General features: G+C 73.6%; 21 protein-coding genes, 1 pseudogene and 1 riboswitch. Of the genes and pseudogenes, 14 read left to right on the forward strand and 8 right to left on the reverse strand.

Annotation, left to right across the window (positions count from 1 at the left end):
* Positions 1 to 241 precede the first annotated feature (241 nt).
* The 4 genes from AC5L34_RS25260 to AC5L34_RS25275 all read left to right on the forward strand — a co-directional run bounded on the left by AC5L34_RS25260 (position 242) and on the right by AC5L34_RS25275 (position 3,851).
* Positions 242 to 934, forward strand: coding sequence for an RraA family protein (locus tag AC5L34_RS25260; protein WP_494827235.1), 693 nt, complete (start codon positions 242 to 244; stop codon positions 932 to 934).
* 121 nt (positions 935 to 1,055) lie between these two features.
* A riboswitch (SAM riboswitch) is annotated at positions 1,056 to 1,167 on the forward strand.
* A 272-nt stretch (positions 1,168 to 1,439) separates the two neighbouring features.
* Complete coding sequence (locus AC5L34_RS25265; RefSeq protein ID WP_494827237.1) at positions 1,440 to 2,294, forward strand: ABC transporter substrate-binding protein; 855 nt, start codon at positions 1,440 to 1,442, stop codon at positions 2,292 to 2,294.
* A gap of 40 nt (positions 2,295 to 2,334) precedes the next feature.
* Positions 2,335 to 3,111: an amino acid ABC transporter permease gene (locus AC5L34_RS25270; RefSeq protein WP_101410064.1), complete on the forward strand. Its 777-nt coding sequence runs from the start codon at positions 2,335 to 2,337 to the stop codon at positions 3,109 to 3,111.
* Positions 3,112 to 3,113: 2 nt separating this feature from the next.
* Positions 3,114 to 3,851 (forward strand): amino acid ABC transporter ATP-binding protein, encoded by a 738-nt coding sequence (locus AC5L34_RS25275; RefSeq protein ID WP_357723034.1) that lies wholly within the window; start codon positions 3,114 to 3,116, stop codon positions 3,849 to 3,851.
* Positions 3,852 to 3,874: 23 nt separating this feature from the next.
* Here the strand turns inward: AC5L34_RS25275 and AC5L34_RS25280 are convergent.
* Positions 3,875 to 4,033 (reverse strand): annotated as a pseudogene (locus tag AC5L34_RS25280) (hotdog domain-containing protein); the annotation flags it as partial.
* 74 nt (positions 4,034 to 4,107) lie between these two features.
* On the opposite strand from AC5L34_RS25280, the gene AC5L34_RS25285 reads away from it, so the two are divergent.
* The 6 genes from AC5L34_RS25285 (at position 4,108) to dinB (ending at position 10,793) form a co-directional block, all read left to right on the forward strand.
* The gene (locus AC5L34_RS25285) at positions 4,108 to 5,238 is read left to right on the forward strand and encodes a peptidoglycan recognition protein family protein (RefSeq protein WP_441177207.1); all 1,131 of its coding nucleotides are present in this window, start codon (positions 4,108 to 4,110) and stop codon (positions 5,236 to 5,238) included.
* A gap of 363 nt (positions 5,239 to 5,601) precedes the next feature.
* Positions 5,602 to 5,943: a hypothetical protein gene (locus tag AC5L34_RS25290; RefSeq protein ID WP_494827239.1), complete on the forward strand. Its 342-nt coding sequence runs from the start codon at positions 5,602 to 5,604 to the stop codon at positions 5,941 to 5,943.
* A gap of 89 nt (positions 5,944 to 6,032) precedes the next feature.
* Entirely contained in the window at positions 6,033 to 7,253 is a 1,221-nt protein-coding gene (locus AC5L34_RS25295) for a PP2C family protein-serine/threonine phosphatase (protein WP_441177209.1), read from the forward strand.
* A gap of 84 nt (positions 7,254 to 7,337) precedes the next feature.
* Positions 7,338 to 8,912, forward strand: a complete 1,575-nt coding sequence (locus tag AC5L34_RS25300) for an FMN-binding glutamate synthase family protein (protein WP_441177210.1) — start codon at positions 7,338 to 7,340, stop codon at positions 8,910 to 8,912.
* 107 nt (positions 8,913 to 9,019) lie between these two features.
* Positions 9,020 to 9,544 (forward strand): GNAT family N-acetyltransferase, encoded by a 525-nt coding sequence (locus AC5L34_RS25305; RefSeq protein ID WP_441177211.1) that lies wholly within the window; start codon positions 9,020 to 9,022, stop codon positions 9,542 to 9,544.
* A 61-nt stretch (positions 9,545 to 9,605) separates the two neighbouring features.
* Complete coding sequence (gene dinB / locus AC5L34_RS25310) at positions 9,606 to 10,793, forward strand: DNA polymerase IV (protein WP_441177212.1); 1,188 nt, start codon at positions 9,606 to 9,608, stop codon at positions 10,791 to 10,793.
* Positions 10,794 to 10,863: 70 nt separating this feature from the next.
* Here dinB and nhaA read toward each other — a convergent pair whose 3' ends face one another.
* On the reverse strand, positions 10,864 to 12,183 hold the full coding sequence (nhaA, locus tag AC5L34_RS25315; protein ID WP_494827243.1) for a Na+/H+ antiporter NhaA: 1,320 nt from the start codon (positions 12,181 to 12,183) through the stop codon (positions 10,864 to 10,866).
* A gap of 301 nt (positions 12,184 to 12,484) precedes the next feature.
* On the opposite strand from nhaA, the gene AC5L34_RS25320 reads away from it, so the two are divergent.
* Positions 12,485 to 13,111 (forward strand): universal stress protein, encoded by a 627-nt coding sequence (locus AC5L34_RS25320; RefSeq protein ID WP_441177214.1) that lies wholly within the window; start codon positions 12,485 to 12,487, stop codon positions 13,109 to 13,111.
* An 81-nt stretch (positions 13,112 to 13,192) separates the two neighbouring features.
* Here AC5L34_RS25320 and AC5L34_RS25325 read toward each other — a convergent pair whose 3' ends face one another.
* Positions 13,193 to 15,625, reverse strand: coding sequence for a M14 family metallopeptidase (locus AC5L34_RS25325; protein ID WP_494827245.1), 2,433 nt, complete (start codon positions 15,623 to 15,625; stop codon positions 13,193 to 13,195).
* Between the two features lie 268 nt (positions 15,626 to 15,893).
* On the opposite strand from AC5L34_RS25325, the gene AC5L34_RS25330 reads away from it, so the two are divergent.
* Positions 15,894 to 16,373 (forward strand): hypothetical protein, encoded by a 480-nt coding sequence (locus AC5L34_RS25330; RefSeq protein WP_494827247.1) that lies wholly within the window; start codon positions 15,894 to 15,896, stop codon positions 16,371 to 16,373.
* Between the two features lie 199 nt (positions 16,374 to 16,572).
* The gene (locus tag AC5L34_RS25335) at positions 16,573 to 16,905 is read left to right on the forward strand and encodes a hypothetical protein (RefSeq protein WP_441177217.1); all 333 of its coding nucleotides are present in this window, start codon (positions 16,573 to 16,575) and stop codon (positions 16,903 to 16,905) included.
* Between the two features lie 148 nt (positions 16,906 to 17,053).
* Here the strand turns inward: AC5L34_RS25335 and AC5L34_RS25340 are convergent, their stop codons facing one another.
* Both AC5L34_RS25340 and AC5L34_RS25345 read right to left on the reverse strand, forming a co-directional pair.
* Positions 17,054 to 17,614 (reverse strand): dihydrofolate reductase family protein, encoded by a 561-nt coding sequence (locus AC5L34_RS25340; protein WP_441177218.1) that lies wholly within the window; start codon positions 17,612 to 17,614, stop codon positions 17,054 to 17,056.
* 83 nt (positions 17,615 to 17,697) lie between these two features.
* On the reverse strand, positions 17,698 to 18,342 hold the full coding sequence (locus AC5L34_RS25345) for a dihydrofolate reductase family protein (RefSeq protein ID WP_441177219.1): 645 nt from the start codon (positions 18,340 to 18,342) through the stop codon (positions 17,698 to 17,700).
* Between the two features lie 235 nt (positions 18,343 to 18,577).
* On the opposite strand from AC5L34_RS25345, the gene AC5L34_RS25350 reads away from it, so the two are divergent.
* Complete coding sequence (locus AC5L34_RS25350) at positions 18,578 to 19,531, forward strand: trypsin-like serine peptidase (protein WP_441177220.1); 954 nt, start codon at positions 18,578 to 18,580, stop codon at positions 19,529 to 19,531.
* Positions 19,532 to 19,618: 87 nt separating this feature from the next.
* On the opposite strand, the gene AC5L34_RS25355 is transcribed toward AC5L34_RS25350, so the two are convergent.
* The 3 genes from AC5L34_RS25355 to AC5L34_RS25365 all read right to left on the reverse strand — a co-directional run bounded on the left by AC5L34_RS25355 (position 19,619) and on the right by AC5L34_RS25365 (position 25,826).
* Entirely contained in the window at positions 19,619 to 22,087 is a 2,469-nt protein-coding gene (locus AC5L34_RS25355; RefSeq protein WP_494827250.1) for an ATP-binding protein, read from the reverse strand.
* A gap of 126 nt (positions 22,088 to 22,213) precedes the next feature.
* The gene (locus AC5L34_RS25360; protein WP_494827251.1) at positions 22,214 to 24,634 is read right to left on the reverse strand and encodes a carbohydrate-binding module family 20 domain-containing protein; all 2,421 of its coding nucleotides are present in this window, start codon (positions 24,632 to 24,634) and stop codon (positions 22,214 to 22,216) included.
* A gap of 262 nt (positions 24,635 to 24,896) precedes the next feature.
* Positions 24,897 to 25,826 carry an ROK family protein gene (locus tag AC5L34_RS25365; protein ID WP_494827253.1) on the reverse strand — a complete coding sequence of 310 codons (930 nt, stop codon included), beginning with the start codon at positions 25,824 to 25,826 and terminating at the stop codon, positions 24,897 to 24,899.
* Positions 25,827 to 25,853: the final 27 nt, after the last annotated feature.

The following is a 25,853-nucleotide window of genomic DNA, read 5'->3' on the forward strand; positions in this document are numbered from 1 at the left end:
GTGAACGGCGGGCGGCGTGGCACCGGGCCGGTCAGGGAGCGAAGTCGGAGCGGTCGTGCTCGTTGCCGTACAGCGGCAGGTCGGGGGTGATCCAGCGGCCGTAGGCGACGGCGACGGCCTCGATCGGAATCACGTGGACAGTCTAGGTCCGAGCCAGCGGCACCGGATTGGACCTCGCCGCGGCGGCACCCGTGCTCCCTACGATGACGACCCACGCACCACCACGTGCCAGGAGGACGTCATGCGGGAGCGCTTCGCCGAGCTGTCCACGCCGCTGATCGCCGACGCCTGCGTACGCCTCGGCGTGCCCCCGCGCGCGGCGCCGGCCGGGATCCGGGCGGTCGTGCCCGGGCACCGTCTCGTGGGCCGGGTGCTGCCGGTGCGCCACCACGGCAGCGTGGACGTGTTCCTGGAGGCGTACGGCGGCGCCGCCGCCGGTGACGTGCTCGTCATCGACAACGGCGGGCGGACCGACGAGGCGTGCGTCGGGGACCTGGCGGTGCTGGAGGGCGCCGCGGCCGGCGTCGCCGGGCTCGTCGTCTGGGGCCTGCACCGCGACACCCCGGAGCTGGTGGAGATCGGCCTGCCGGTCTTCAGCTACGGCAGCCTGCCGGCGGGGCCGGCCCGGCTCGATCCGAGGGAGCCGGAGACGCTCACCAGTGCCCGGGTCGGGCCGCACCTGGTGACCGCCGACGACCTCGTGGTCGCCGACGACGACGGGGTGCTGTTCCTGCCCGCCGCGCGGGCTGCGGAGCTGTTCGCGGCGGCGGAGCGCATCGGCACCGTCGAACGGCTCCAGGCGCGGCGCATCCGCGCCGGGGAGACGCTGCGGGAGCAGACCGCCTTCGCCGACTACCTGACCCGCCGCGCCGCCGAGCCCGGGCTCACCTTCCGGCAGCACCTGCGCCGCGTCGGCGGGGCGATCGAGGAGTGACCGGGGCGGACGTGGCGGGTGCCGAGGCGACGGGACGGGACGGACGCGCCGTCGGCGGGCGCGTGAGGGTGGTCATAACGGCTGGACGGCCCAGCGTGGCGGGCTGCTAGCCTCGTCGGCAGGTCATGAGCGCCAGCGTCAAGCCCCGGCTCGCTGGCCGGCAACCCTCGTCCGCGCAGGGGTGCCCCGGGTGAAGACCAGGCATCGGAGCGGCTCCGGTGCAAGCGCGGCCTGGTTCCCAGGTCGACACCGACCGAGGAGAGCCATGTCCCTGCGCACCTTCCCCCCACCGGCGGTTCCCGCCGTGGCACCGGCGTCGCCGGCGCTGACGCGGCGCCGCCACATCGACATGATGCGGGTCTGCGCCACCTCCTGTCGCCCCGGCGACGCGCGCTAGGCGCGCCACCCCCTCTTCCCTGAACCATCCCAGCGGTACGCCCATCGGGCGCACCGTCGGCGACGCACGCCCGTGCCCGTCGCCGGAGACACCTCATCGGAGACACCTGTGCGCATCCTCTCGTCCCTCACCCGGGCCGCCGCCCTCGGCGTGGCCGCCGTCCTCGTCGCCACCGCCCTGACCGGCTGCGGCGACGACGCGGCCGACGCGGCCGACAACCCGTACGGCCTGCTCCAGCCGGGCGTGCTGCGCGCCGGCACGCTCACCGACGCCCCGCCGAACGTCTACCTCAAGGACGGAAAGTTCACCGGCTTCGACAACGACCTGCTCGTCGCGGTCGCGGAAAAGGTCGGCCTGAAGGTGGAGTTCGTCGGCACCGACTTCTCCGCCCTGCTGTCGCAGGTCAACAACCGCAAGTTCGACGTCGGCAGCTCCTCGATCACGATCACCGAGGCGCGCAAGAAGACCGTCGACTTCGGCAACGGCTACGACTTCGGCCACTTCGGACTCGACGTGCCGGCCGGCTCGTCGATCACCGGCTTCGACCAGCTCGCCGGCAAGCGGGTGGTGGTCGTGCAGGGCACCGTCCAGGACGACTACGCCACCGGCGAGGGACTCGACCCGGTCCGGGTGCCCGACTACAACGGCGCGATCAACCAGCTCAAGGCCGGAACGGCCGACGCCTGGATCGCCCCGGCCGAGATCGGCGACAAGTCGGCCGCCGACAGCGCCGGCAAGATCACGGTTGCGGCCAAGCTGCTCAGCCCGGCCCCGACGGCGTACGCGGTCGCCAAGGGCAACGACAAGCTGCGCGAGGCGCTGAACAAGGGGCTCGACGAGGTGATCGCCGACGGCACGTGGAGCCGCCTGCAGGCCCAGTACTACCCGGGCCGCCCCATCCCGGCCGACTTCACGCCGGGCAGCGGCACGGTTCCGGTGCCGTCGGCGTCGGCCACCTCCTGAGACGTAGCGACGACGAGCAAGCGGGGCGGTGGGAGAGACGATGGATCCGTTGAGCACCCTGTGGGAGACCTTCTTCGACGCAGACTCCATGCGCGAGGCGCTGCCCGAGATGCTGACGGTGGGGCTGCCCAACACGCTGATCCTGGCGATCTCCGCCGCCCTGCTCGGCTCGGTGCTCGGCATGGCGCTGGCCGTCGCGGGCATCTCGCGTACGCGATGGTTGCGGTGGCCGGCGCGGGTCTACACCGACGTGTTCCGCGGCCTGCCGGCGGCGGCGACGATCCTGCTCATCGGGGTCGGCCTGGCGCCGCTGGGGATGCAGGTGTGGGGGCCCAACCCGTATCCCCTGGGCATCCTGGCCCTGTCGCTGATCGCGGCGGCCTACATCGGCGAGATCTTCCGCTCCGGCATCCAGTCGGTGGAGGCCGCGCAGTTGGAGGGCGCCCGGGCGCTGGGCCTGTCCTGGGGCGAGGCGATGCGCCTGGTGATCGTCCCGCAGGGGATCCGGCGGGTGCTGCCGGCCTGGGTGAACCAGCTCATCGCGCTGATCAAGGACTCCAGCCTGGTCTACTTCCTCGGCCTGCTGGCCAGCCAGCGTGAGCTGTTCCGCATCGGGCAGGACTACGCGGCCAACACCGGCAACCAGTCGGCGCTGCTGCTGGCCGGGCTGTTCTACCTGACGCTGACGGTCCCGCTGACGCACGCCGTCAACTGGATCGACCGGCGGCTGCGGCACGGCCGGCAGGCCACTCCCGGTGACGCCGACGACGACCTCGACCTGGCGCTGCCGGGCGCGGCGGGAGGGAACCAGCGATGAGCATCGACACGACGACCTCGGTGAGCCTGAGCGTCCGCGACGTGCACCTTGCCTTCGGGGCGAACCGGGTGCTGCGCGGGGTGGACCTGGACGTGGCGCGCGGAGCGACGGCCTGCGTGATCGGCCCGTCCGGGTCGGGCAAGTCCACCCTGCTGCGTACGATCAACCGGCTCATCGAGCCCGACCGCGGCGACGTGCTGCTCGACGGGCGCAGCGTGCGCGGCGACGACCCCGACGCCCTGCGGCAGCGGGTGGGCATGGTCTTCCAGCAGTTCAACCTCTTCCCGCACATGAGCGTGCTGCGCAACGTCACCCTCGCGCTGCGCCGCATCCGCAAGCTCGACGCGGACGAGGCGGCGGCCCTCGCCCGCGACCACCTGGAGCTGGTGGGGCTGGCGGCCAAGGCCGACGCCCGCCCGGCGCACCTGTCCGGCGGGCAGCAGCAGCGGGTCGCGATCGCCCGCGCGCTGGCGTTGCGCCCGCAGGTGATGCTCTTCGACGAGGCGACCTCCGCCCTGGACCCGGAGCTGGTCAAGGGCGTGCTGGGGCTGATGGCCGAGTTGTCCGCCGGTGGCATGACGATGGTGGTGGTGACCCACGAGATGGGCTTCGCCCGCGAGGTCGCCGACACGGTGGCGTTCATGGATCGCGGCGTGGTGCTGGAGGCCGGCGAGCCGGCCGCGATCTTCGAGCGGGCCGAGCACCCCCGGCTGCGCCGCTTCCTCTCCCAGGTGCTCTGACGGTCGGCTACCCTGCCGCGCTGCGTGACCCGCCCGCGACCCACCAGCCGCCCGGGGCGGGCCGGGCGGAGGAACTGCACGTGGAGATCGAGAGTCGGCGCGAACTGGCGCCCCGTCCGGGGAAGCTGGTCCGACCTCGGCCGGCCTCTGGCGCACTGCCACGCCTTGGCAATATCCTCCACTGCACACGCGAAGCCTGGAGTTCCTTTTCAGGGGCCGCCCCCGCCCCCACCTCCGGCCGCAGAGGAGAGACGCCATGCACGTCGAGGATTCCGCACTGGACCGCCGGACCCTGCTGCGCGCCGGCCTCGGCGCCGCCACGGTCGCGGTCGTCGGCAGCCAGCTCGCCCTCCCGGGCACCGCCCACGCGGACCCCGGCTCCGACCTGGACTGGATCTACAGCTGCGACGAGTGGGGCGCGCGCCCGCCGGCGGACCCGCTGTCGGTCAGCGCCATCCCCACCAACAAGATCATCGTGCACCACATGGCGTTCCCCAACGTCACCGACTACTCCGAGGCGCAGGCGGTCAAGCTGGCCCGCGACTGCCAGAACCTGCACATGGACGGCAACGGCTGGTCCGACACCGGCCAGCACTTCACCATCAGCCGCGGCGGCTACGTCATGGAGGGGCGCCGGGGCAGCCTGGAGCGGCTGCGGGCCGGCGACCGGCAGATGATCTCGGCGCACTGCCCGGGCGAGAACGGCCGCGCCATCGGCATCGAGAACGAGGGCACGTACGTCACCGAGACGCCGCCGGAGGCGCTGCTGGACTCGCTGGTCGCGCTCTGCGCGACCATCTGCCGGCGGTACGGGCTACACGCCCACGACATCTTCGGCCACTGGGACTTCCGTACCACGCTCTGCCCCGGGGCCGCGTTCTACCGGCAGTTCCCCACCCTGCGCCGCCGGGTCTTCGAGGAACTCGGCACCGACCTCGGCGACGTGCCGGCCCGCCGCTGGCCGGACCTGTGGCGCTTCGTCGGCTCCCCCTCCGTACGGGTGGTGCAGTACCTGCTCGCCCACCGGGGCTACGCCGTACCGGTCAACAGCGTCTTCGACGCCGCCACCGTCGCCGCCGTGCAGGACTGGCAGTACCGCAACGGCATCGGAGTCGACGTCGACGCCACCCTCACCGCGCCCACCTGGGAGACCCTGGTGCCGGAGCTGGGCAGGGACGCCACCGGCCTGCCGGTCACCGCCGTGCAGTTCCTGCTGAACTTCCGGGGCCACACCGAGGTCACCACCACCGGCGAGTACGACCACCCGACCAAGATGGCCGTCAAGGACCTCCAGCGCGTCCACGGCCTGCCGGCCCACGGCAAGCTGGACCTCGACACCTGGTGCGCGCTCGTCGGCGGCGTCGTACGCCGGTCGTTCCGCCACTGACCACCGCCGCCGGCCCGTGGGGGCGAACCCGCACGGGCCGGCGGGTGGACCTGCTCGTCGAGCCGGTCTTCGACGGGCAGCGCCTCGCCGCGCCGCCGCCGAGCTTCGCCGAGCCGGGCGACGCCGCCGCGCGCGCCCGGGCACCCTGGCCCGCGAGCTCGCGCGGCTGGGCAGCAGCAACTTCAAGGACTCGGACACCGCCATCGTCGACGAGCACGGCGAGGTGGTGCCGAACCCGCTCGCCACCAGCGAGTTGCAGGCGTACTGGTACGCCGCGCTGCGGCACGCCGGGGTGGCCTTCGCCGCGACCGGGCACCCCACGTACGGCGCCGGGCTGGTACGCCGGGCCGCCGCCTGCCGGAGGTGCTCAGCGGCCTGCCCCGCGACGACGCCCACCCGCACCCCGGCGTCTATCCGGACTCCTGCTCCCCGCAGGCCTGGTCTGCCAGCGCGGTGGTGGCGCTGATCCAGGCCCTGCTGGCGCTGTGCCCGGCCGCGCCGCTGCGCACGATCTTCGTTGATCCGCACCTGCCGGAGTGGCTGCCGGACCTCGTGCTGGAGGGCGTGCGGGTCGGCGGTCGCACCGTGGACCTGACCGTACGACGCGGACGCGGCGGGCGTACGTCGCTGCGCGCCCGTGGCGACCGCATCGCGGTGGTCCGCCGGCCCACCCTCCAGGCGTGGACGACCCGCCGCCGGGCCTGACCGGGCGGTCCCGCCGGTGACGGACGAGCCGCACCGGCACCGCACGCTCGCGGGACGGTCGGCCCGACCGACAGGGCTAGGATCCTGTGGTGGCCGATCAGAGGCTCATCGGGGACGACGAACGGTTGCGCCGCATCGAGGCCGTGACCGACGCGACGCTGTCCCGCCTCGACGCTGCCGACCTCTTCGACGAGCTGCTCGACCGGGTCCGGGACCTGCTCGACGTCGACACGGCGGCCATCCTCCTGCTGGACACGCACGCCCAGCAGCTCGTGGCCACCGCGGCCAAGGGGCTGGAGGAGGAGGTCCGGCAGGGCTTCCGCGTCTCCGTGGGCCGCGGGTTCGCCGGCCGCATCGCCCTGACCCGACGGCCGGTGATCGTCGAGGACGTCGTCCCCGGCAGCGTGGTCAACCCGGTCCTGGTGGCGATGGGGCTGCGGTCGCTGCTCGGCGTGCCGATGTTCGCCCGGGGCGAGCTGATCGGGGTCCTGCACGTCGGCACGCTGCACCGACGCCACTTCACCGACGACGACGTACGCCTGCTGGAGCTGGTCGCCGACCGGGCCAGCCTGGCCAGCCTCGCCCGGTCGCACAACCTCGACCACAGCGCCGCCCTCGCCCTGCAACGCAGCCTGCTGCCCACCCAGCTGCCCGGCGTGCCGGGCCTCGACCTGGCCGCCCGCTACGTGCCCGGGCACGTCGCCGGGATCGGCGGCGACTGGTACGACGTGTTCGTCCTGCCGTCGGGCTGGCTGGGCCTGGTCATCGGCGACGTGTCGGGCCACGGCCTTCAGTCGGCCGTGGTGATGGGGCGCATCCGCAGCGCGCTGCGCGCCTACGCGCTGGTCTGCGACGACCCGGCGGAGGCGTTGACGCTCCTCGACCGCAAGGTCGGCCACTTCGAGGCGGGCAACCTGACCACGGCGCTGTACGCCATGATCTCCCCCGACCGCACCCGCATCCGGCTTTCCGCCGCCGGGCACCTGCGTCCCGTCCTCGCCGCGCCGGGGCGGTCGGGCGAGCCCGTCGCGGTCCACGCCGACCCCCCGCTCGGCACGGGTCGCCGGCCGCCGGCCCGGCAGCGCACGGAGGTGCGGTTCCCGCCGGGAGCGGTGTTCGTCTGCTTCACCGACGGCCTCGTCGAACGCCGCCACGAGGTCATCGACGTCGGCCTCGGGCGGCTCGCCGAGGTGGTCCGGCCGGCGCCGGCCGAGCAGGTCTGCGCCACGGTGATGGGCGCGCTGGCCGCCGAGCAGCCGACCGACGACATCGCCATGCTGGTCGTCCACCGCCTGATGACGTCGCCCTGATCCGCGCGCCGTCCGGGTCGTCGACGTCGACCGCGCCTCCGCCGGTCCGTTTGGCGGGGGGCGATCGCGGAAAGAGTGGCGGGCATGAAGTGGGCAAGCCGAGCCGTACCCGCCGCCGTCGCCGCCGTCGCGGCCCTCGCCGCGCGTGACCTGATCCAGCGCGACCACGCGTTGCTGCGTACCTTCCCGGTCCTCGGCCGGGCCCGGTACCTGCTGGAGTCCATCGGGCCGGAGCTACGCCAGTACATCGTCGCGGGCAACAACGAGGAGCGGCCGTTCACCCGCGACCAGCGCCGCTGGGTGTACGCGTCGGCGAAGCAGCAGAACAACTACTTCGGCTTCGGCACCGACAACGACATCGAGTTCACCCCCGGATACCCGATCATCAAGCACCGCACCTTCGGTCGGGCCGTCCCGCCGTCGACGCCCGGCGCCGGGCACGACGTGCGGCTGCCGTGCGCCAAGGTGCTGGGCGCCGCCCGGGGCCGCGCCCACGCGTTCCGGCCCGAGTCGGTGGTGAACATCTCCGGAATGAGCTTCGGGTCGTTGTCCGGCAACGCCGTGGAGGCGCTCAACCGGGGCGCGGCCCTGGCCGGCTGTCTCCAGAACACCGGTGAGGGCGGGCTGTCGCCGTACCACCGCAAGGGCGGTGACCTGGTCTTCCAGATCGGCACCGCGTACTTCGGCTGCCGCGACGAACGCGGCCGGTTCAGCCTCGACCGGCTCAGGGACCTGGTCGCCGGCGCGCCGGTACGGGCGCTGGAGATCAAGCTCAGCCAGGGCGCGAAGCCCAGCCTCGGCGGGCTGCTGCCGGCGGCCAAGGTCTCCGCCGAGATCGCCGCGACCCGGGGCATCCCGCAGGGGCGCGACTGCGTCAGCCCGTCCCGGCACGCCGAGTTCTCCGACTGCGACAGCCTGCTCGACTGGGTGGAGCTGCTCGCCGCCGAGACCGGCCTGCCGGTCGGCATCAAGTCCGCGGTGGGTGACCTCGGCTTCTGGGAGGAGCTGACCACCCTGATGCGTGACACCGGCCGTGGCGTCGACTTCGTCACCGTCGACGGCGGCGAGGGCGGCACCGGCGCCGCGCCGCTGATCTTCACGGACTCCGTGTCACTGCCGTTCCAGCAGGGCTTCGCCCGGGTCTACAAGGTCTTCGCCGAGCGCGACCTGCACGAGCAGGTGGTCTTCGTCGGCGCCGGCAAGCTCGGTCTGCCCGACAACGCGGTGGTCGCGTTCGCGCTCGGCTGCGACATGGTCAACGTCGGCCGGGAGGCGATGCTGGCGATCGGCTGCATCCAGGCCCAGAAGTGCCACACCGACACTTGCCCCACCGGCGTCGCCACCCAGAACCCGTGGCTCGTCCGAGGTGTGGACCCGGGCTCCAAGTCGGTGCGCGCCGCCAACTACATCCGCACGCTGCGCCGGGACCTGGTCAAGGTCGCCGAGGCGTGCGGCGTCGAGCACCCGGGCCTCATCGACACCGACGCCATCGAGGTCCTCGACGGCCGGACCGCCTCGCACCCCCTGCACGAGGTGTACGGCTACCGCCCCGAGTGGGGCCTGCCGTCCGCCGCCGACCGGGCGGAGATCGTGCGGTTGATGACGGCGGAGGCCCCGCAGGGTGGCACCGCCCCGCCCTCGGCGACCGCGATGTCCTGACCTGCCGTCCGGCGCCGGGCCGTGGGGCGGCCCGGCGGCCTCCCACATGCTCCGGTGCGCACCATATTGGCGTGCACCGCGGGCCGCGCCCCGCCTATGGTGACGCGGTGTTGATCAGACGTGAGACCCCCGCCGACGTCGACGCGATCCGGGCGGTGCACCTGGCCGCCTTCGCCGATGCTGGGAAGCCGGACGCCGTACCCGTCGAGGCGGGGTTGGTGGACGCCCTGCGGGCCGACGACGGGTGGCTGCCGGCCCTCTCCCTCGTCGCGGCCGACGACGCCGGGCAGGTGGTCGGGCACGTCGTGTGCACCCGGGGCATGGTCGCCGGCGAGCCGGTCGCGCTGGGATTGGGCCCGCTCGGCGTGCTGCCGGCCTGGCAGCGGCGCGGCGTCGGCTCCGCGCTGATGCACGCGGTGCTCGGCGCGGCCGACGCGCTCGGGGAGGCCCTGGTGGTGCTGCTCGGGCATCCCGACTACTACCCGCGCTTCGGGTTCCGCCCGGCGGTCGACCTCGGCGTCACCCCGCCGCAGCAGTGGGGGCCGCGCTACTTCATGGCCCGCCCGCTGAGCGCCTGGCGGCCGTCGATCCAGGGCGGGTTCGCCTACGCCCGCCCCTTCGACGAGCTGTAGGCGGCGACGCGTTCGGGCAGGTCAGTACCGCTGCCGTCGGGTTCCATGCGAACATGTGTTCGTGTCGCGCGAGGCCAGCATCCTGCACGCCGACCTGGACGCGTTCTACGCGTCGGTCGAGCAGCGGGACGATCCGCGCCTGCGCGGGCGGCCGGTCATCGTCGGCGGCGGCGTCGTCCTCGCGTGCAGCTACGAGGCGAAGGCCCGCGGCGTCCGCAGCGCCATGGGCGGCCGGCAGGCCCGGCGGCTCTGCCCCGAGGCGATCGTCGTGCCGCCGAGGATGGCCGCCTACACGGCGGCGAGCCGCGCGGTGTTCGAGATCTTCCGGCACACCACCCCGATCGTCGAGGGGCTCTCCATCGACGAGGCGTTCCTCGACGTGGGCGGCCTGCGCCGGCTGGTCGGCCCGCCCGCCGACATCGCGGCCCGCCTGCGCCGGGACGTACGTGAGGGGGTCGGCCTGCCGATCACCGTGGGGGTGGCCCGCACGAAGTTCCTCGCCAAGGTAGCCAGCGGGGTCGCCAAGCCCGACGGCCTGCTGGTCGTCCCGCCCGACGGGGAGGTGGCGTTCCTGCACCCGCTGCCGGTGGAGCGGCTGTGGGGCGTCGGGCCGGTGACCGCCACGAAGCTGCGCGAGCGACGCATCCGTACGGTCGGACAGGTCGCCCGCCTCGGCGAGGCGACGCTGGTCTCGCTGCTCGGCGCGGGCGTCGGCCGGCACCTGCACGCCCTCGCGCACAACCGCGACCCACGGCCGGTGCAGGTCGGCCGCCGGCGCTCCTCGATGGGCGCGCAGCACGCCCTCGGCGCGGTCCCGCACTCCCCCGCCGAGCTGGAGGCGATCCTCGCCGGCCTGGTCGACCGGGTGACCCGGCGGATGCGGGCGGCGTCGCGGGCCGGCCGGACGGTGACGTTGCGCCTGCGCTTCGGCGACTACACCCGCGCGACGCGCTCCCGCACGGTGGCCAAGGCAACCGCCGACACGGTCCCGCTGCTCGGCGCGGCGCGCACGCTGCTGCGGGCCGCGCTGCCCGAGATCGAGCGGCGGGGCGTGACCCTGCTCGGCGTGTCCGTCGCGAACCTCGACGACTCCCCCGTCCAGCCGCCGCTGCCGTTCGAGCGCGACCCGGGGGCGGACCTGGACGCGGCCGTGGACGCGGTGCGCGACCGGTTCGGGTCGGGGGCGCTCACCCGGGCGGTGCTGCTCGGCCGTAACCCCGGCCTGGAGATGCCGCTGCTGCCGGACTGAGCGGGCGGGGCGTCCACCGGCGTCGGCTTCGTCGCGGCGTCCGCCACGGTGCTCGGTCCGGCGCGGGTGTTCAGTGCATGTCAGGCCGGTCGGGGTGCGCGTCGTACACGTCCGGCACGCCGTCCCGGTCGCGGTCGACGGCCTCCGCCTCGCGCACCTGCCGGTACAGCCGGCTACGGGCGCGCAGGATCACGGCGGCCAACAGGGCCGAGAGCAGGGAGCCGGTGAGCACGGCGACCTTGACGTGGTCGTCGCGCTCGCTGCCCAGACCGAAGGCCAACTCGCCGACGAGCAGGGAGACGGTGAAGCCGATGCCGCCGAGCAGCGCCAGACCAAGCACGTCGAGCCAGTTGAGGCCCTCGTCGGGGGTGGCGCGGGTGAACCGGGACACCAGCCAGGTGGCGCCCATGATGCCGACGGGTTTGCCGAGGACCAGGCCGACGACGATGCCGATCGCCACCCGATCGGTGAGCGCGCCGGCCAGGCCGGTCAGGCCACCCACCGCGACCCCCGCGGAGAAGAACGCGAAGATCGGCACCGCGACGCCGGCGGAGATCGGCCGGAACCGACGCTCGAAGTGCTCGGCCAGGCCCGGCCCGGCGCCCGGTCCCCCGGCCGCGTAGCTGCCGACGGCCGGAACGGTGAAGGCCAGCAGAACCCCCGCCACGGTCGCGTGCACTCCGGACTCGTGCACCAGCACCCAGGTCAGGGTCGCGAGTGGGAGCAGCAGCCACCAGGACCGGATCCGGCGCTGCACCAGCAGGCCGAAGATCGCCAGGGGGGCCAGGGCACCCAGCAGCGGCACGACCGACAGGCCGGTGGTGTAGAAGACGGCGATGATCACGATCGCGATCAGGTCGTCGACGACCGCGAGGGTGAGCAGGAAGGTCCGCAGCGCCGGAGGCAGGGACCGACCGACCACGGCGAGCACCGCCAGGGCGAAGGCGATGTCGGTCGCCGTCGGGATCGCCCAGCCCTTCGGCGCGTCGCCACCGGCGATCAGGTGGTAGAGCAGGGCCGGCACCAGCACTCCGCCGCAGGCCGCCGCCACCGGCACCGAAGCGCGCCGCGGATCCCGCAGGTCGCCCGCGACGAACTCACGTTTGAGTTCGAGCCCGGCGACGAAGAAGAAGACGGCCAGCAGGCCGTCGGCCGCCCACGTGGCCAGGCTGAGGTCGAGGTGCAGGAGGGCCGGACCGACACGGACGTCCCGCAGTGTCTGGTAGTGCTCGGTCCAGGGCGAGTTCGACCACGACAGTGCCAACAGCGCCCCGACGAGCAGAAGCACCCCACCCACCGTCTCCCGGCGCAGGAGGGCGGAGATTCGGCCGGTCTCCGCCCACGAACGTCGGGCGAACAGGCTGCCGCGGCGCCGGCCGGCGTCGGTCACGGGGTCTCCTCGTCGGCAGGGGACGGTTCGTCCATCGCCGACCGCACCCCCGTGCGCACCGGAACCAGCGGTCTCCGCCGTCCCGTCCGACGACGACGCCGGGTGCACTGGTACCCGGCTGTGGCTCGCCGAACCCGTCCCGCGCGCCTCATCACCGTACGCGAGCACCGGACCGGCGATCCGACCGACGGGTGCGGACGGCGAGGTCGGCGACCCGTCCCTGTTCGGACGCGGTGGCCTACCCGCGGCCACCGGGGGTAGTCATGCTGCCCGCCCGTACCGACCACGCCGGGAGGACGCCGTGGCTGAACTGGGACTGGCCCTGTTGGCGATCGTGGCCTGGCTGGTGGCCGGACTGGTCACCGCGGCCGTCTTCGTCACCCGCGGCGGGCACCGCAACCTGCTCTGGTATCTCGTCGGAGGGCTGCTCGGTCCGCTGTTCATTCCGATCGCCGCGGAGCGCGGTCGGGCCGAGCCACACCGCATCGACGTCCGGTCCCGGGCACCGGCGTCGACCGGGCCCGGCCTGCGCGTGCTGGTCGGTCTGGACGGTTCGCCCGACTCCGACCGGGCGCTGCGCGCCGTCGCCCACGCGCTGGGCGGAACCACCAGCGAGCTGGTGCTGGTCACCGTGACCGACCCGGACGTGGTCGATATCGAGGCGGACGAGGAGCACCGGCGGGCCCGGCGGATGCTGGACGAGGCCGCGCGCGTCCTGCCCGACGAACTGCCCGCCCCCAGTACGGAGGTCGTCGTCGGTCACCCGGCCGACGCTCTCCTGGCGGTCGCCGACGCGCGGGACGTGGACCTGTTGGTGATCGGGAGACGAGGGCACGGGCTCGACGAGAAGCTGCTGGGCAACGTGGCGGAGGATCTGGCACACCGAAGCTCCCGGGCGGTCCTGCTGGGCACGCTGCCCGGTCGCTGATCGCGTCGTTTCCCCGGCACCAGCCCGGCGAGCAGGGGGTGTGCAGGTCGACATCCCGCACACCCCACCGCGCGCGCCCGGTCAGCGCGCCCGCAGGACGGCGGTGCCCTTGCGGTAGTTGCGGCCGTTGCCGTCGGGGCGGTAGCCGTTCTCGACGTTGCCCGCCGAGTCCACCGAGAACCAGTGGATGCGGGTGCCCGCCGGGACGGTGAGCGTCTCCCCGCCCTCGCGGACGCCCGCCGAGCCGTAGAGCGTCGACGCGTACGTGGGGGCGGCCCGGTCGAGGGTGTAGAAGACGGCGGCCGGCTCGCTGGTGGAGAAGGTCACGTCCACCATGCCCGGCGTCGCGCTCGGCGCGACCGCGAGCGTGCTGCGCGGCCGGGTCCGGTCCTTGGCGTGGTCCCGGGCCACCCGCATCAGCTCGACCAGGCCGTTGGCGAACTCCAGCGTCTCGGCGTGCGCCTCGTCCCACTCGGGCTGGAACGAGGTGCCGACCTCGAAGTTCCAGGCGTAGATGCCGTACTTGTACCAGAGCATGTCCCCGGAGTTGCCGGCCGCCGAGTAGAGCACGTCGGAGATCGGGCCGGTGCGCGCCGGGGTGACCGCCATGTTGCGGTGCCGCTTGATGGCGGCCAGGATCCGCGCCGAGGCACCCCAGAAGGCCGACTCCTGGGCGAGCGTCGGGCGGGGCGCGGAGACGCGACCGGGCAGCGCGTACGCCCCCGGCGACCACATGAAGTAGTTGCCTGAGGAGTGCAGGTTCATCGAGAACCGGATGTTGGGGCGGGAGGCCAGCCAGTCGAGGTTGCGGTTCTCCGGCTCGGAGAGTTCGCTCGGGCCGGCGTACGTGCCGCTGGTGCAGCTCGCCGACGCCCCCGAGTAGCCGTCGAAGAGGCTGTACTCGGTGTAGTTGCGGTTGTTGTCCACGCCCCAGGAGTTGCGGGCCAGGAAGTCGGCCGCCCCGGTCGTCGGGCAGTGGTTGGTCATGTTCTTGCGCTGGGAGTTGAAGTCGTAGAAGGAGTAGTGGCCGCCGTCGGGGTTGATCGAGGGAGCGATCCAGATGTCGAGGTTGTCCAGCAGCTGCCGGGTCCGCCCGTCGTGGGCGTAGTTGCGCAGCAGCCGCTCGGCGGTCTCGACGGTCACCAGCGGCGGCACCCACTCGCGGGCGTGTTCCTGGGCGTACGCGAGCACGCCGAGCTTCGAGCCGTCCCGGTGCTTGCCGATGCGGATGGCGTACACCGGATGCGGGTCGCGCGAGACGGTCGCCGGCGCGCTCAGGCCGTCGCTGAGCGAGGTCCGCGCGGCCGGCGCGACCACTCCGGCGCCCGTGCTGCCCCGATAGGTGTACGCCCGCACGAGCGTCCCGGCCTCGGCGTTGAGCGCCGCGACGACCTGGGCGGCGGTGCTGCTCACCGCGCCGTCGCCGTCGGTGCCCAGCGTGACCCGGACGGCCGGGCCGGCGACGGTCACCGACAGCGGCACGTTCGCGGCACCCGGGTCGACGAGTTCCACGGAGACGTCGTTGCCGCCCTCGTGCCCCCAGGCGCGGGAGTCCACCGCGACGCGGCTGTCGGTGGCGGCGCCCAGCACCGCCTGGGCGTGCCGCCGGTAGCCGTTGGTCCGGTGCGGCAGTTCGACGATCTCGGCCAGCCGGGGAAACTCGGCGGCCAGTTGGTGGATCCGCGCGTACAGCTCGGTCGGTGTCAGGTAGCTGGTGACGAAGTCCTTCTGGTAGCCGGGTCCCTCGGGGCCGTCGCCGGGGGTGGGCAGCCACTCCCGCACCTGCGCGACGGCCACGTCGCCGGTGGGGCTGGTGATCCGGATCCGGTCGGGGCGGCTGGTCACCGGGGCGGCGCCCCGGTGGTAGAGGTAGACCCCGGCGTCGACGAAGCGGGAGATCGTCTGCGTCCCGCCGGAGCCGATCTCGGTGCCCGGCCCGCTGTCCCGCTCGACGGTGAGGGCGTCGGCGGCGCTCTGGCCCTGCGCCCACTTCGCCTCGACGGAGAGGACCTGCTCGGTGCCGGAGGTGTAGTAGTCCGCCCGGATGATCTTGACATCGGACACGGCGGACGCGGCCGGACCGAGCGTCGCGGCGGCGAATCGACGGTTCTGCGTGACGTGCCCGGCGATGGTCGCCTCGCGTTGCGCCACCCGGGCCCGGGCGTCGGCGGGGCGGTGCAGCACCTCACCGAGCGTGAACCCGGCCCTGGTCAGCGCCGCCGCCTCGGTGGCGGTGACGACCGCGTGCGCGACGACGCCGTCCTCGGCACGGGTGACGTGGTGGTCGAGGTCGACACCGGTGGCGACGAGGGCGTCCAGTTGGGCCGTGCCGGCGAGCAGCACCTCGACGACGTTCGCCTCCTCGTCGGCACCCCGGACCAGTTCGACGGGAGCTGCGGCGTCGGGCACGACGGCCGACGCCGGGCCGACCAGCAGCACCACCGCCGTGGCGGCGGCCAGCGCGGCCGGGACGGGTAGGCGGCGGCGCCACCGGGGGGCTAGGGGATCACGCATGGGTCCGCCCTTCTGGTGTCGGCAGGGCGGCCGGAACGGGATGGCCGTGGGGGCCGCCCGGGTGCGGCTCCGCCCGTCGGTCGCGCACCACGAGCTGAGGCCATCCTCAGTGCACGCGAACTCTCATGTCAATGCCCATCGATGTGTCGTGCGCGCCGACGGCCGACGTACGACCGGCGTTGAGTAGGAGTGCTCACGCCCCGCCCGGGGAGCACCCACATACTTACCCGAGCAACGTGGACAAGATCGCCGGGAGAAGGCAGCAGGCATGACGAAGCAGCACCGACCGACGTTTCCGATCACCGCACTCGTCCTGCTTCTCTGCACCCCCGTGGCGGCCTGGTGGCTCATCGGCGACCTGACCGGCGACGAGGCCCGGCGACTCGCCGCCGAGGGCGTCGAGTTGGACTACGCGATCCGGCCGGTGAGCCTCGGCGCGACCGGAGACCGCGTCGTCGGCGTGTTGGCATGCGTCGGCGTCGTCCTCGCGCTCGCCTGGCTGCTCCGGGCCACCGCACGCCGCAGTCTCGACCGCCGGTGGTGGTGGGTGCTGACGCCGCTCGTCGCGGCCGGCGTCCTCCTCGGCCTCGCCTGGCGGGTGCTGACCGCTGGCGGGATCGGCGCCAACATCGGAGCGGGGCTCATGGTCATCGCGGGTGGGCCCACCCTGGCGGTCCTGCTGATCGTCGCCGCGGTCGCGGCGCTGCGGATGCGCCGCAACCGGCCGCCGCACGCCCCGCACCACTGAGAGTGACGGGCCCGTTCCGCCGCAGGTGTCGCCGTGGCGGCCTCGTGCGGGCCGGCTGTCCGGTGATCTCGGCCACCCCGCCCCCGCCTGCGAGCCGCCCGGCGCCCTGTTGCGCAGCCTGGAAGGGGTGCCGAGGTTTCGCCGGGGTGGAAACTGGAGAAGGTTGCAGATCGCACCTGCGCTCAAGGGGGATCAACTCGTGTCCGACACCACCGCCCGGTCCGACCGTCAGGCAGACCGTCCCGCCGAGGTGACCGACCCGCTGCTGTGGAAGCTCGCCCTGGACGTGGCCGACGCCCACGAGCCGGACGGGGACGGCGGTTGCCGCAACCTGCTCTGCGCGGGCCAGGCCTGGCCCTGCCCGGCCTGGAACAACGCCCAGCGCGCACTGCGCATGGCCCGGACCGACTCCGGGCAGCCGTCGCCGCACGCGGCACGGCCGACCGGCGGCCAGGGCCGCTCCGACCGTTCGGCGCCCGGATTGGCGCAGCGCACCCGGCCGAACGACCCGCGGGCCGCGTCGGCGGCATAGGCCGTGTCGTAGAAGTGGTCGTGCCGGGGCCGCGAGCCCCTGGTCACCGGCGTCGCTCGGCCCAGGTCGGTCGGGTCCGGCTACTCGCCGGTCCTCGCCACCCTGAGGTACGGCGGCCGACCAGGGCGCTCCTGGCGGTGACGCCGGGTCAGCGGTCCACGCGGTAACGCGCGAAGATCGTGCCCTGCGAGAAGGTGTGCTGGTCGAGCAGGGTCAGGTTGCGCCGGACGCCGTCGGGCAGGGCGCGCGTGCCGCCACCGACGAGCACCGGGCAGATGACGAGGCAGATCTCGTCGACCAGGCCGGCCCGGTGGGCCTGGGCGGCCAGGTTGGCGCCGCCGATCGCCAGGTCGCGCGTGGCCGACTCCTTGAGCGCGCGGACCGCCGCCGGGTCGAACGTGCGCTCGATACGGGTGCGGGCGCTGCGCGGCGCCTCCAGCGTGGACGAATACACGATCTTGTCGGCGGAGCGCCAGATCTCGCTGTAGTCGAGGATGTAGTCGGGGTGCCCGGGCTCCTCGTGAGCGGTCTCCCAGTAGGACATCACATCGTAGAGCCGGCGGCCGTAGAGGTGGGTGCCGATGCCCCGGTCCAGGTCGTTGAGGAAGCGGTGCACCTCTTCGACCGGCTCGCTCCAGCCGAACTTGCCGTTCTCGTCGTTGATGAACCCGTCGAGGGACACGATGTCGGTGTTGATCAGCTTGGCCATCTCTCCGCCTGGGTGCGTGGTCGGGCTCGGGGTGCGGAAGGCGGCAGGCGCGGACCTGCCTGGCCCGCGCCTGCCTGAGAGTTTCAGTCGTCGCGTCCGGCACCGCGATCGGGTGCGCTCATGTCCCCCGTTGCGGGCGTGCCGTCGGCGAGCCCGTAGCGCAGGTAGACGGTGCCGCGCGGGTTGGCCACCGGCGGTTCGAGAAGGGTGACGTTCGTGGGCACCGCGCCACCGTCGAAGACCTTCTTCCCGACGCCGAGCACGATCGGGTGCACCCAGAGGTCGAGTCGGTCGAAGAGCTTCTCGCGCAGGAGGGTCTGCACCAGGTTCAGGCTCCCGACGACCTTCACGTGCTCGTGCCGGTCACGGACCTCGCGCACCGCGCCGACCAGATCCGGGCCGAGCTGGGTGGAGTTGGCCCACGAGAGGTCGGGCCTGCCCCGGGAGGCCACGTACTTCGGGACGCGGTTGAAGAGCGTGGCGATCTCGTTGTCCTCGCCGCCCTCCTGGTGCGGCCAGTGGGCGGCGAAGATGTCGTACGTCCGCCGGCCGAGCAGGAGGGCGTCGGTGCCCTCGTAGGCGGCAGCGACCTGCGCCCCGGAGACCGCGTCCAGCAGGGGCGCCTGCCAGCCGCCGAACGGGAACCCCGCCGGGTCCTCCTCGGGACCGCCGGGCGCCTGCCCGACGAGGTCGAGGGTTGCGAACAGCTCGATGTGGATCAGGCCCATGCCCTACCCCCGGTGAGTTGGTGTCGATCCGGCACTCGACACTCACGATAGATCACGGACCGTGTCCGGACGGGTGACCGCGCGCCCTGCGGCGTAGCGAGCCGGCGAGGACGCCGGTCGGTGTCCGGCCGGGAGGATCCGGTGTCCGGGAACCGGCCGGACGGCGCGGCGTGTCCGCAGCCTGGTCTGCGTAGGCGTGAGCGCGGGGAGAGCCCCGCCCGGCCAGAGGAGAGCCATGCTGAGAAAGAGATGGGCGATCGTAGCCCTCGCCGCCGTAGCCGTCGGCACCGCCGCACCTCCGGCCGCCCCGGCGGCTGCCGCGACGGCCGGGGACCGGCCCGCCGTCAGCGACGCCACGTCGTCCGGGCACCGGGTCACAAGCACCACGGTCCCGGCGACCGGCGCCGGCGCCGCAGCCGGCGCGGCTCCCACCGCCGGCATCAACGCGATCTTCGGTCCCGACACGCGGGTGCCGGTCACGCCGACCACCGCGTATCCCGCCAGCGCCACCGTCCGGCTGACGTTCACCGGCGGCCAGTGCACCGGCTTCATGATCAGCGAGCGTACGGTCGCGACCGCCGGCCACTGCGTGCACTCCGGCGGCTCCAACGGCAGTTGGCGCACCAACGTCGTCGCGTACCCGGGGCACGACGGCACGACGGCACCCTTCGGCTCGTGCGCGGCGGTCCGGCTCTTCGCCCCCTCGGGCTGGACCGGCTCGATCTACGCCCCCACCCCCGCCGACCCGGCCTACAACTACGGGGCGGTGCAGCTCAACTGCACGATCGGCGCCAGGACCGGCTGGCTCGGCCTCGGTTACCCGAGCCAGCCGGTGACCGGGTCCTGCACGACGACCCAGGGATACCCGCTCGACCGGCCCGGCCAGTGGGCCAGCAAGGACGTCATCCGTGCCGAGAGCACGAGCTTCTTCTACGTCCGGCATCCCTTCGTCGGCGGGCAGAACGGCAGCCCCGTCTTCTACACGCCCAACCCGGACGACTGGTGCCCGACGCGGCCGCCGCTGGTGATCCCGTGCCCGTGCCCGCCGCCACCGCCCTGCGTGTGTCCGGTCTCGACGGTGCTGGGGATCCTCGCGAGTGGCCCGTACGGCGCCGGGCCCGGAGCCACCAACAACATCGTCACCCGGATCACGGCCCCGGTCGTCAACAACTACCTGCAGTGGCGTTGACCCGTCCGGCAGCAGACTCCCGGGGCGCGTGGCGGCAGGCCATCGCCCCGGGAGCGCGCCGTGGCGGCTCTGGTGTCGACGCCGCCGTCAGGAGGACCGCGCGGGCGCGGAGCGCAGCCTGTCCCGGATCCGCTCGGCGTCGGTGTGGCCGAGTTGCTCCAGGATCTCCAGCGCACCGCGCCAGGCGCGGCAGGCGGGCTCCGGTGCTCCGGCGGCGCGGTGGCTGTCGCCGAGATGGGTGAGCGTCGTCGCCTCGTAGTAGCGCTCCGCCGCCTCCCGCCACAGCGCGAGCGCGTTGCCGTAGCAGCGGATCGCCTCCGCCTGCCGCTCCAGCCGGTAGTACACGTAGCCGAGGCTGTCCCAGGTGTGCGCCTGCCAGTACCGGTTGCCGACCTGCTGTTGCAGGACCAGCGCCTGCGTGCAGTGGCCGAGCGCCTGCTCGTAGTCGCCGAGCTGGCTGTGGTACCAGCCGATGTTGTTCAGCGCGTTGGCCTTCCCGTTGGTGTTTCCCGCCGCCGTGAACAGGCCGAGGGCCTGCTGCGCGTGGTGCAGCGCCCGCTCGTAGCGGCCCTGACGTTCGGCCACGATGCCGAGGTTGAGGTGGGCCCGGGCGCTGCCGATCGCGTCGCCGAGGTCGGTGTAGAGCCCGAGGGACCGGTGCAGGTGGGCCTGGGCCTGGTCGTGGTCCTCCAGCCGCAGGCAGGCCACGGCCCGGTTGCGGTGGGCCCGGGCCTCGCCGTCCCGGTCGGCCGCCCGTGAGGCGGCGAGCAGCGCCCGCTCCTGGACCGCCAGCTGTTCCTGCCAGGCCCCGAGACGATCGAGGTACGTGTTGACGGTCCAGGCGAGCTGCCAGGCGTGCGTGTCGAACCGGGCGTCCATGGCGAGGCCGACGACGGCCAGGAGCACCCGGTGCTCGCTGGTCAGCCAGCGCCACGCCGCCGTCCGGTCGGTGAGCGCGGTGACCGCCGTGCCCGTGCGCGCCGGGGCGGGGCTGATCGGGTCCCGCTGGTCGTAGAGGAGCACGTCCGCGGCGTACGCGGTGTGCAGGTAGTAGTCGAGCAGCCGCCCGACCGCCTCCCGGCGGGCCTCCTCGGGCTCGTGCCCGGCGACCAGCTCAGCCGCGTAGGCGCGCAGGAGGTCGTGCAGGACGTACCGTCCCGGGAGCGGCTCGGAGACCAGGTTCGCGCGGACGAGCGCCGCCATGCTCCGCCCCGCCCGCGCCACCGCCACGCCGGCGAGACTCGCCAGCGCCGGCACGCAGACCTCCGGCCCGGGGTGCAGCCCGAGCAGCCGGAACGCCCGGGCCGAGGTGGCGTCCAGGTTGCGGTACGACCATGAGAAGACCGTGCGGATGTCGGCGGCCGCGTCACCGTGGCTGAACCGGTCGAGACCGCCCGGGCCGGTCAGCTCGTCGGCGAGCCGGCCGAGGCCGAGGTTCGGCTGGGCGGCGGCCCGTCCCGCCACGATGGCGAGCGCGAGCGGCAGTCCCGCGGCCGTCCGGACGATCCGGTCCACCGCGTCCGGCTCGTCTCCCACCCGGTCCGCGCCGAGCCGCCGCGACAGCAGCTCGTACGCCTCGCTGCGCGACAGCGGGTCGAGCAGGAGCGGACGGGCCCCCTCGATGGTGAGCAGCCCCGGCAGGTGCCCCCGGCTGGTCACCACCACCAGGCACCCCGGCGAACCGGGCAGCAGCGGGCGGACCTGGTCGGCGTCGCCGGCGTTGTCGAGCAGCACGAGCACGCGCCGGCCCGTGAGCAGGCTACGGAACAGCCCGGCGCGGGCGGCCGGTCCCGCCGGGACGCGCTGCGCCGGCACGCCGAGGGCTTCGACGAACTCGCGCAGCACCTCCGCCGGGTCCGCCGGCCCGGTCGCGTCGAAGCCGCGGAGGTTGACGTAGAGCTGCCCGTCGGGAAAACGGTCGGCGACCTGGTGCCCCCAGCCGACCGCCAGGGTCGTCTTGCCGACGCCGGCCGTGCCGCTGATCAGGCAGATCGTCGTCACGCCCGGTACGCCTCCCTGGTGCGGCAGCAGGGCAGCCAGTGCGGCGAGCGCCGCCGTGCGACCCACGAAATGGGGTACGGCCGCCGGCAGTTGCCGAGGTGTCACCTGTCCGAGGACCTCGGCCGGCCGGCCTGCCGGTGCGGGCGGCTCGGGTTGGCCGGCCGGTGCGGCGCCCCCGCCGCCGCGGCGGCTGAGCTGGGCGTGGGCGGCGGAGCGCAGCCGATCCTCCGTACGGGCGGCGTCGGCGATCCTGAGCAGCCGCCAGTGCGCCGCGTCCCAGTGGCCCAGCTCCGCCAGCTCGGCCGGCAGCCGGACACCGACCCGGTCGGCGTGCGCCCGGCAGGCGGTGACGAAGGCGACGACGAACGACCACTCGGGCAGTGACTTGGCGTTGAGCTTGTCGCTCAACGTCGAGCGCGCCAGTGGCTGCCGCAGCGATGCCGAGATGGCGACCAGCGTGTTCAGCGAGGGGGCGCCGCAGAGCTGCCGCAGGCGCCGGAGTTCACCGACGAACCAGGCCAACGCCTCCTGCGCCTCCCGGCCCGGTTCGCTCATCCGTCTGCACCCCTCCGCGCCGGACGAGCGTACCAACGCATGGAAGGTTCCCGATGTCCTGCGCGCACCGCCACGTCGGCCGGACGGCAGGGTGGCCGGCCCCGGGCGGGCCGGCCACCCGGTGGCTCAGCGCCAGGTGTCGGTGCGGGTGCTGGTGCCGCCCGCCGGGGTGGTGAAGCTCCGGTTGCCGCCGGACTCCCAGGTGACGGAGCCGTCGGGGTTCTTCTTCAGGTACTTGTACTCGACGGCGGTGTTCGGCGGCAGGCTGACGGTGGCCCGCCAGACGGGGTAGTCGGCCGGGGAGAGCGCGACGGCGTTCGCGGGGTTCCAGCCGCCGAGGGCGGGCAGGTTGCCGACGACGTACACGTTCTGGCCGAAGGTGGTGGTGGCGGTCGCGTGGAAGGCCGTGGCGACCGGTCCGGCGGTGTCGCCGCGGAAGGTCTCGGTGACGGTGAGGCCGCCGCCCGACGGGGTGGTCAGGCTCCGGTTCGCGCCGGACTCCCAGGTGACGACCCCGGCCGCGGTCTTCTTGATGAACTTGTACTCCACCGTGGTGGACCGGGGCAGGTCGACCACGCCCCGGAAGACCCCACCGGCGGCGGGCAGCCGCACGGCGTTCGCCGGCGCCCAGGTGCCCAGCGCCGGGACGCTGCCGACGACGTAGACCTCCTGGCCGGCGGCCACCGAGGCCGTGACGGTGAACGTCGTGGCGACGGCGTCCCCCACGGGTCCCGGCACGTAGGTGTCGGTCCGGGTCGTCGTCCCGCCGGCGGGGGTGGTGAAGGTGCGGCTGGTGGCCTCCTGCTCGACCACCGTGGTTCCGCTCTTGACCAGGTACCGGTAGGAGACGGCGGTGGTCGCCGGCAGGTCGACCGTCGCCGTCCAGGTGCCGGTGGCGGTGCGGGTGAGCGGCACGGAGGTGCCCGCGTCGCCGTTGCCGAGCGCGGGGGCGTCACCCACCAGATGCAGCGTGCGGTCGGCGGGCAGCGAGGCGGTGGCGGTGAAGGTGGTGGCGACCTTGGCGGCGGGGCCACCGCGGGCGTTGGCGTGGATGGCGACCGCGCCGTTGGCGGGGATGGTGACGGTGGCCCGGCCGCCGGTCACGGTGACCGTGGCGCCGGTGCAGCCGGCGGCGGTGGCGGCGCCGGAGATGACGTCGCAGTACGCGCCGTCGGCGAGGCCGGTGACGAACTGGGCGGTGCTGGCGGCGGCGGAGTCGTTGATGCCGATCCACCCGCGGTCGCCCCGGTGGAAGCCGACGACGTTGCTGTTGACGACGGTGAAGTCCGAGATGGTCTTGACGTTGCGGGCGGTGTTGGCCCAGCCGACCATGCCCTTGATCCCGGTGGACCGGGTCAGGCAGGTCCAGGTGCCGCCGCAGACGGTGTCGGTCACGTGGCCGCTGCCGGTGGCCGGCGGCGACTGGTTGCGGTTCGACCAGGTGAAGCTGTCGTAGACCGAGGGCTTGCCGTGCGGGTAGGCCAGCGCGAAGTAGTTGGCCAGGGTGTAGTCGCTGCCGTTCTTGTAGGACAGCACCACCCCGTCGCGTTCCAGGTCGTGGTTGGTGACCATGGCGAAGACGTTCGCGCTGGGCGCGTCGAGGTTCCAGTTCGGAATGTTCGCGAGGTTCGCGATCGAGCCCTGGAAGCTGGAGCGCAGACCCTTGGCGTACGCGAAGTCGAGCACGTCGCCGTTGCCGATGAACGCCCGGGCCCTGAGCGCGTCGTTCGAGGCGCCGTCGAAGATCTCCTGGGCGACGTACGGGCGCTTGTTCTCCGCGACCGTGTTGTTGAGCTTGCCGATGATGGCCGCGAAGTCGGCCTTCTTGACGTGCTTGACGGCGTCGACGCGGAACCCGTCCACGCCCAGCCCGATCAGGTCGTTGAGGTAGGCGGCGATCTTGTTGCGGACCTGTTCCTTCTCGGTGTAGAGGTCCGACAGGGAGAGCAGTTCGCAGCTGGTCACCTGGGACTCGTTGTTCCAGTCGGTGATGCCGCCGGAGGTCGGGCAGTTGTCGCCGGGATGGTGGAAGTCGCCGTAGCCGTACGGGACCGTCGGGTAGTCGTAGCCGGTGAAGGTCGTGCCGGCGTAGCCGACGGTGCCGGCGGGGTTGTTGACGCCGGCCATGTGGTTGACGACCGCGTCGACGTAGACGCGTACGCCGGCGGCGTGGCACGCGGTGACCATGGCGGCGAACTGCTGCCGGTTGCCGAACCGGCTCTCCAGCTTGTAGGACACCGGCTGGTACACCTCGTACCAGGGGTGGACCCCGTCGGCGGTGTTGGGCAGGCTCACCGACTCCTGGGGCGGCGCGACCTGGACCGCGCCGTAGCCCGCGGGGCCGAGGTGGTCGGTGCAGGCCGCCGCGACGGAGTTCCAGTTCCATTCCCACAGGTTCGCCGTCACCTCGCTGTCGTTGAGGGCGACGGCGGCGCTCGCGGGCGCGGCGGTGCTCGCCACGAGCGGGGTGACGCCGGACGCGACGACGGCGGCGGCGAGGAGCAGGCGGGGGATGCGCACGCGCAGGGGCGGTTTCGATCGTGCCATGACAGAGAGACCTTCTTCCGGGGATGAAGAGGCACTGACAAGAGGGGACGCCGTCCGCGTAGCAAAGACAATGCTCGATCGTTGGCAAGCTCTGCAATACCTTGCAGCAGACTTCTCGAAATTTCATGGCAACATTGCTGACACCCGCCAGCGGCATTGGTCATAGACGTCGAAAGCCGTGAAGCCGGCGATCCATGGTGGATCGCCGACTTCACGGCTTGCAAGTGCTTGCAGCGCCGGGAGGTGTGCCCGGCCGGCACCCTCAGCGGGGCGTCGGCACCGCCTCGCGGGCGAGGATGACCGCGCCGAGCAACGCGGCGTCGTCGGCGAAGCGCGACAGCACCACCTCCGGCGGGTACGGCAGGACCGCCGCCATCCGCTCCCCCAGCAGGCTTCGGATCAGCGTGTTGCCGGCCACCCCGCCGACCAGCACCACCCGCTGCGGGTCCAGCAGCAGGCAGCAGGTGACCAGGTGCCGGGCCAGCTCCTCCGCCCGGGCCGTCAGCGCGTCCCGGGCCGCGCCGGGGCGCTCGGCGGCGGCGGCCAGGCCCCGCGCGCCGCCGGCCACGCCGAGCGACTCGGCGAGCCGGTCCAGCGCCCGCCCGGAGAAGCCCAGTTCCAGCATCGTGCCCGGCCACGGGCCGCCGGCCACCGCGTACCCGATCTCGCCGGCCGTCCCGTGGTGACCGGCCAGCACCGACCCGCGCACCGTGACCGCCGCCGCCACCCCGGTGCCCAGGCCCACCACCAGGCCGGGATCGGCGTCGCGGAGCGCGCCGAGCCGCAGCTCGGCCAGCGCAGCGGCGTTGAGGTCGTTGTCGACCGCCACCACCGGCACCGCCAGCCGGTCGTGCACCGCGTCGGCGAGGCGCAGCCCGTCCCACCCGGGCACGTTCGGGGCCAGGTCGATGCCGTCGGAACGGACCACACCGGGCGAGGCGATCCCGGCCGCCGTGACCGGGGCGCCGACCTCCCCCACCAGCTTCGCGGCCAGCTCCAGGGCGCGGTCCAGGGCCTGCGGGGCACCCCGCTCGGCGTACGTCGGGACCCGCTCGCGAACCAGCAGCCGGCCCTGCGCGTCGGCCACCCCGACCGCCATCTTGGTGCCGCCGAAGTCGATGCCGAGCAGCACGCCCGCGTCGCCGGCCGGCGGCGCGGGCTGGGCGGCCCGGCCGGCCAGTCGCACGCTCACCGGGCCGCCCCCGCCGTTCCGGCCGCC

It is taken from the genome of Micromonospora sp. ZG13 (assembly GCF_059359355.1).